At 46.7% G+C, this 1,610-nt stretch carries 1 protein-coding gene; it reads left to right on the top strand.

Features of this window, described 5'->3' with window-relative positions:
• The coding region (locus HMPREF2686_RS10795; RefSeq protein WP_261673674.1) for a hypothetical protein at positions 1-1,610 on the top strand (1,610 nt) is incomplete at both ends.

Raw genomic sequence — 1,610 nt, 5'->3', positions numbered from 1 at the left:
TCAGTATCGGCTTCAGAGTCAGTTTCAACGTCCGAATCGGCATCTACATCAGAATCAGTTTCTGCATCTGAGTCAGCGTCAGCCTCTGAATCAGCGTCAGCCTCTGAGTTAGTTTCAGCCTCTGAGTCGGTCTCAACGTCCGAATCAACATCAGCATCCGAATCGGTTTCAACCTCAGAATCAGTTTCTACATCTGAGTCGGTTTCTGCATCCGAGTCTGTCTCAACCTCTGAATCAGTTTCAGCGTCTGAGTCGGTTTCAACATCCAAATCAGTGTCGACCTCCGAATCGGCATCTGCATCTGCATCCGAATCAGTGTCAACATCCGAATCAGCGTCAGCCTCTGAGTCAGTTTCAGTCTCCGAATCGGCATCAACATCCGAATCAGCTTCTGTGTCTGAGTCAGTATCAACATCCGAATCAGCTTCTGCGTCTGAGTCAGTATCAACATCCGAATCTGCATTTGCTTCTGAATCACTCTCGACATCCGAATCAGTATCAACGTCTGAGTCAGTTTCAACGTCCGAGTCAGTATCAACATCCGAGTCGGTTTCTGTATCTGAATCAGTGTCTACGTCTGAATCGGAATCGACATCCGAATCAGTTTCTGCATCTAAGTCGGTTTCTGCATCCGAGTCTGTCTCAACCTCTGAATCAGTTTCAGCGTCTGAGTCAGTTTCAACATCAGAATCATTCTCAGTCTCTGAATCAGCCTCTGCGTCCGAGTCAGCGTCAACTTCTGAATCAGCGTCTGAGTCAGCGTCAGCCTCTGAGTCAGCATCAGTCTCTGAGTCGGCCTCTACGTCTGAGTCGGTTTCAGCCTCTGAATCAGTATCAACATCCGAGTCAATTTCAGCCTCTGAGTTGGTTTCAACGTCTGAATCAGTCTCAGCGTCTGCATCGGTTTCTGTATCCGAATCAGTGTCTACGTCCGAGTCGGTTTCTGTATCAGAATCAGTGTCAACGTCTGAATCAGTTTCTGTATCTGAGTCAGCATCAGCCTCTGAGTCGGCCTCTACATCAGAATCAGTCTCAACCTCTGAATCGGTATCGACGTCTGAGTCAGTCTCAGTCTCTGAGTCAGTATCTACGTCCGAATCAGCGTCAGCCTCTGAATCTGAGTCGGTATCAGCATCAGAATCAGCCTCTGCTTCTGAATCAGTTTCAACATCAGAATCAGTCTCAGAGTCCGAATCAGTTTCAACGTCTGAATCGGTTTCTGTATCAGAATCAATCTCGACATCAGAATCATTGTCAGCATCGTTGAGCACTTCAGTATCAGAAAGTCAGTCAGTTTCTACTTCAGTTTCAGTCTCAACATCTGAGTCAGTTTCAGTCTCTGAATCATTGTCAGCCTCTGAGTCGGTTTCAACATCGGAATCAACTTCTGCGTCTGAGTCAGCCTCAACGTCTGAATCAGTGTCTACTTCTGAATCACTTTCAACGTCTGAATCAATCTCGACATCAGAATCATTGTCAGCATCGTTGAGCAATTCAGTATCAGAAAGCCAGTCAGTCTCTACTTCGGTTTCAGTTTCGATGTCAGTATCTGTATCTGAGTCAGCATCGACATCGGAGTCAGTTTCAACGTCCGAATCAGTGTCAGCGTC

The organism is Streptococcus sp. HMSC057G03 (assembly GCF_001808745.1).
GTDB classification, from domain to species: Bacteria; Bacillota; Bacilli; order Lactobacillales; family Streptococcaceae; genus Streptococcus; species Streptococcus parasanguinis_Z.
Note: the sequence above shows the minus strand (reverse complement) of the source record. Positions and strands in the feature narration are given on the sequence as shown.